The organism is Marinobacter sp. UBA5687, from assembly GCF_002420325.1.
Lineage (GTDB): Bacteria > Pseudomonadota > Gammaproteobacteria > Pseudomonadales > Oleiphilaceae > Marinobacter > Marinobacter nauticus.
This window is the reverse complement of the sequence record NZ_DIHV01000104.1, coordinates 1-4,455: the sequence shown is the minus strand read 5'-3', so window position 1 is coordinate 4,455 and position 4,455 is coordinate 1. Positions and strand designations below refer to the sequence as shown.

The window sequence follows — 4,455 nt, the reverse complement described above, 5'->3', positions numbered from 1 at the left end:
CTAGCCCCGGCAGATCAGCGTTTAACGCTTTTCTGCCGGGTCTTCTTGATCCGACGGCCTTTCTTCAGGTCGTTGTCCTTCTTGACCTTTTGCCGAGGCGTCAGACGGTCGACCTTGGTTGCAAAGGGGTTCTCGCCTGACTTGAATTCAAACCGTATCGGCGCGCCTACGACTTTCAGCACCTTTCTGAAGGTGTTTTCAAGGTAACGCTTGTAAGCACCGGGCAGTGAATCCACCTGATTACCATGCACCACCACAACCGGCGGGTTGGAGCCACCCTGGTGAGCGTATCGCAGCTTGATGCGGCGACCATGAACCATCGGCGGTTGGTGTTGAGCAACGGCATCCTGAAGGATTGCAGTCAACCGGTTGGTTGGCCACTTTGACATCGCGGATTCATAGCAGGCCTGGACCGACTCATACATGGTTCCCACGCCCGTGCCGTGCAGTGCCGAGATATAATACTTGTCCGCGTAATCCAGGAAATCCAGGCGCCTGGCTACCTGCTCTTTTACCCGTTCACGGTCTTCCGGATCCATGCCGTCCCATTTGTTGATGGCGATCACCAGTGAGCGGCCCGCATCCAGTACAAACCCGATCAGGTGCAGATCCTGGTCTACCAGCCCCTCCCGGGCATCGATTACCAGAATCACGACATGGGCATCATCAATCGCCTGCAGTGTCTTGATAATGGAGAACTTCTCCACCGCCTCGCGAACATTTTTTCGGCGACGAACCCCGGCAGTGTCAATCAAGGTATACTCATGGCCCTGGCGCTCATAGGGAATGTATACGCTGTCACGGGTAGTGCCCGGCATGTCATACACCACCACCCGGTCTTCACCGAGCATGCGATTAACCAAAGTAGACTTGCCCACATTCGGCCGCCCCACCACACCAATCCGGATGCCCGGGTAGCGATCTGCCCGATCCTGATCTTCCGGATTTTCCGGTTCCGGCAGCAGCGCTTCCAGCAAAGACAGAATGCCACGGTTATGGGCCGCCGCAATCAGAAACGTGGACTCGAACCCCAGGCTGTAGAAGTCCGCTGCCGCCACGTCCGGATCCTGGCCATCGGTCTTGTTAACCACCAGATGAGCCTGTTTGCCCGATTTGCGCAGATAATCCGCGATCATTTCATCGCCTGCCGTCAGCCCTGCCCGACCGTCCACAAGAAACAGCACAATGTCCGCTTCTTCTACGGCCTGCATTGACTGGCGAGCCATTTCGGCGTCGATACCGGCTTCATCGCCGGTCAGGCCGCCGGTATCGATAACGATGAACTTCTGGCCTTCGTAGTTGCCCTCACCGTATTTGCGGTCCCGGGTCAGCCCGGGAAAGTCCGCCACAAGGGCATCCCTTGAGCGGGTCATCTGGTTAAACAACGTGGACTTACCAACGTTGGGGCGGCCTACAAGGGCGATAACTGGGGTCATATTGATCTGCTATTCAAGAAACCAGAAACCCGGCATCGCAGGCTAAAGCCTGGGCCGGGCATAAACGTATCGGGGCGTGCTCAGTCGTCCTGCTCAATTCTCAGGACGGCCATCTTTCCGCCATTTCCATAAACCAACAGGTTACCATCTTCGATCACCTGAACCGGTACGCGGATACCGTCACTATCGAACTCACGTTGACCCTGCAGACTGCCATCGACGGTCGACAGTACATGCAGATAGCCTTCAAAGTCGCCCACCACGAGGTAATCACCGGAAACAGCCGGACGTGTCAGCTGGCGCCAGGACAGGCTATCCTGAACCCAGAGCTCACGCCGGTCGCTGCCACGGAGCGCTACGATATCGCCGTTGGCGGATGACAGAAAGATATTGCCGTTACCAATCGCGGGCGAGTAGAAGCTTGATGCCCGACGGCTCCAGATTTCCTGCCCGGAACGAATATCTACCAGCGCCAGCTTACCCTGATAACCGACGACCATAATGGCAGAATCCAGAACCAGCGGCTGACCGCCGATATCCACCAGGCGTTCCAGTTCGGTACGACCCTGGGACTGACCGACCTCATACTGCCACACTGGCTGCCCGTCCGCGGCGGTAAGTGCAATCACGCGACCGTTGGCAAACGAGGAGATCACAATATCTCCGCCCACCAAAGGTGCGGCTGCGGTGCGCACGGTCAGTACCGGCACTTGAGCCTCATATTGCCAGCGGCGCTCACCCTTCGCTGCGTCGTGGGCAATCACACGGCCATCGGTGGTTTGCACAACCACTAGGTTACCGTTGGATTGAGGCGCCGCCAGAACCTCGGTGGGCAGAGGTACCCGCCAGGCCTCGGTACCGTCCTCCGATGACAGAGCCACCAGCTCAGCATCCCGGGTGACCATATAGAGGTGCCGGGCATCAGCGCCCGGGCCGGCAAAGAACTGCTCATCGTAGTCTTTCTGCCAGATAACCTCGCCGTCCGCCGCCCTGACCGTCGTAACAACCCCGTCAGCGGAAGCCGCGTAAATCAGGTCGCCGGCGTAAAGAGGCGCGATCTGAAGCAACTGATCGTCATGGCCGTCACCAACGGACATGCTCCATACGGTGTCCAGTTCAACAGTTTCGCTGATTTCAGGCACAGGAGCGGGTTGCTCAAAGGTGTCTATACTGCTGCACCCGGCGATTCCGACCAACAGACCACAAAACACCGAGCCAAGCCCGACCTTGAGCGTGCGCCCAACGAACATCAAGCGTCCTCCCCGACACCGAGGTCTGACAGTTTCAGTTCAAGAATGCCGCTACGGCCCTGCTGGCTCTGCTCTCGTGCCGCCAGATACGCCTCGCGCGCACCGTCCCGATCGCCCTTGGCCAACAGAACATCGCCTTTCAACTCGGAGAAGATGGCCGCGAAGGCGTCGGCGTCCGTGGCGTTGTCCAGAGTGGCAAGCGCGGCATCGTGTTCGCCAGCGGCAAACTGGGCCCGGGCAAGACGATTACGAATCACTAGCTCCAGAGCCGGGTGACCGGCCGCTTTTTCCAGCGCCCAGTTCAATGTTTTAACAGCGGCCGCGGGATCCTCACCCTCAACCATCTGCTGCCGTGCCAGAACCAGGTTGCCATAGATGGCGTAGGCGCTGTCGCCGTGTTCATCTCTCAGTGTCTCCGCCACAAAACCTACAGTGTCGGCCGACTCTTCATCTGCAGAGGAGAACGCGTTCAGCAGGTTGGCAAACTGATTAGCGGCTTCGGCGCGTTGTTGCGCCTGATGGTTCTGCCAGGCCTGCCATCCAAAGACGATGGCCAGAGCCGCACCAATACCGATGAGCAGCGAGCTTCCGTTATTTTTCCACCAGTCCTTGATTGCCTGGACCTGTTCTTCTTCGGTGCGCAACTCCGCCATGAAAACTCCTGTTATTCGTTAAAACTGCCTGTTTATATAGACCCTGCTTACAACAAACCGGCGAGAACGCCTGCCAGGTCTGCCTGAGCGATTTCTTGTTGGGGCTGATCGTCACGTAACGGCTTGAGCCCCGCCGTGCCCTGGGCGATTTCGTTTTCGCCCAGAATCACCGCAAAGCGTGCGCCGCTGCGATCTGCTTTCTTCATCTGGCTCTTGAAACTGCCGCCACCGCAGTGTGACACCACAATCCGGCCCGGCAATTCATTTCGTAGCGTTTCTGCCAACGCCATCGCCGGGGCTACCGCCTGGTCACCCATGGCTGTGACGTAGATATCGGCCTGATTGTTCACATGCCCGGGGACCAGTTCCAGGGTCTCCAGCAACAGAATCAACCGCTCGAGCCCCATGGCGAAACCCACCGCTACCGTGGGCTTGCCACCAAGCTGCTCCACCAGTCCGTCGTAACGGCCACCGGCACAGATCGTGCCCTGAGCCCCCAGGCTGTCGGTGATCCACTCGAACACGGTTTTGCCGTAATAGTCCAGCCCACGCACCAGGGCCGGGTTTACCGTATAGGCAATGCCTGCGGCATCCAGCATCGCTTTCAGTTGCTCGAAATGCTGGCGCGATTCATCATCCAGATAGTCGTCCAGGCTCGGTGCGCCCTGCAGAATTTCCCGCGTGGCCGGGTCCTTGCTGTCCAGTATCCGCAAAGGGTTGGTGGTTAACCGGCGCTTGCTGTCATCGTCGAGCTTATCCTGATATTGCTCCAGATAAGCAACCAGGGCCTGACGGTAGACCTTTCGGGATTCGCTGGTACCGATGGAATTAATCTCGAGCCTGGCATGGTCGGACAACCCGAAGGCATTCCATAAGCGTGCGGTGAGGATCAACAGCTCGGCGTCGATGTCAGGACCGGCCATACCGAAGCATTCCACACCAATCTGATGGAACTGGCGGTAACGGCCTTTCTGTGGCCGCTCATGCCGGAACATCGGACCGGTGTACCACAGCCGTCGGGTCTGATTAAAAAGCAGCCCATGCTCTTCCGCTGCACGCACGCACCCGGCCGTACCTTCGGGCCGCAGGGTGAGGCTATCGCCGTTGCGGTCTTCA

General features: G+C 58.3%; 4 protein-coding genes. All 4 read right to left on the bottom strand.

Features of this window, described 5'->3' with window-relative positions:
* Window positions 1–14: 14 nt before the first annotated feature.
* Window positions 15–1,436, bottom strand: coding sequence for a ribosome biogenesis GTPase Der (der, locus tag B3Y70_RS10860; RefSeq protein WP_022992486.1), 1,422 nt, complete (start codon window positions 1,434–1,436; stop codon window positions 15–17).
* Between the two features lie 80 nt (window positions 1,437–1,516).
* Window positions 1,517–2,686 carry an outer membrane protein assembly factor BamB gene (bamB, locus tag B3Y70_RS10855; protein WP_286894332.1) on the bottom strand — a complete coding sequence of 390 codons (1,170 nt, stop codon included), beginning with the start codon at window positions 2,684–2,686 and terminating at the stop codon, window positions 1,517–1,519.
* On the bottom strand, window positions 2,686–3,339 hold the full coding sequence (locus B3Y70_RS10850; RefSeq protein WP_286894333.1) for a YfgM family protein: 654 nt from the start codon (window positions 3,337–3,339) through the stop codon (window positions 2,686–2,688). Before B3Y70_RS10850 ends, bamB begins: the two co-directional genes overlap by 1 nt.
* A 47-nt stretch (window positions 3,340–3,386) precedes the next feature.
* The coding region (gene hisS / locus B3Y70_RS10845) for a histidine--tRNA ligase (RefSeq protein WP_288589788.1) at window positions 3,387–4,455 on the bottom strand (1,069 nt) is incomplete at its 5' end.

What these genes read in the sequence shown, in the direction of transcription:
- der (WP_022992486.1), bottom strand. Translation starts at nt 1,436, where the DNA reads ATGACCCCAGTTATCGCCCTTGTAGGCCGCCCCAACGTTGGTAAGTCC.
- bamB (WP_286894332.1), bottom strand. Translation starts at nt 2,686, where the DNA reads ATGTTCGTTGGGCGCACGCTCAAGGTCGGGCTTGGCTCGGTGTTTTGT.
- B3Y70_RS10850 (WP_286894333.1), bottom strand. Translation starts at nt 3,339, where the DNA reads ATGGCGGAGTTGCGCACCGAAGAAGAACAGGTCCAGGCAATCAAGGAC.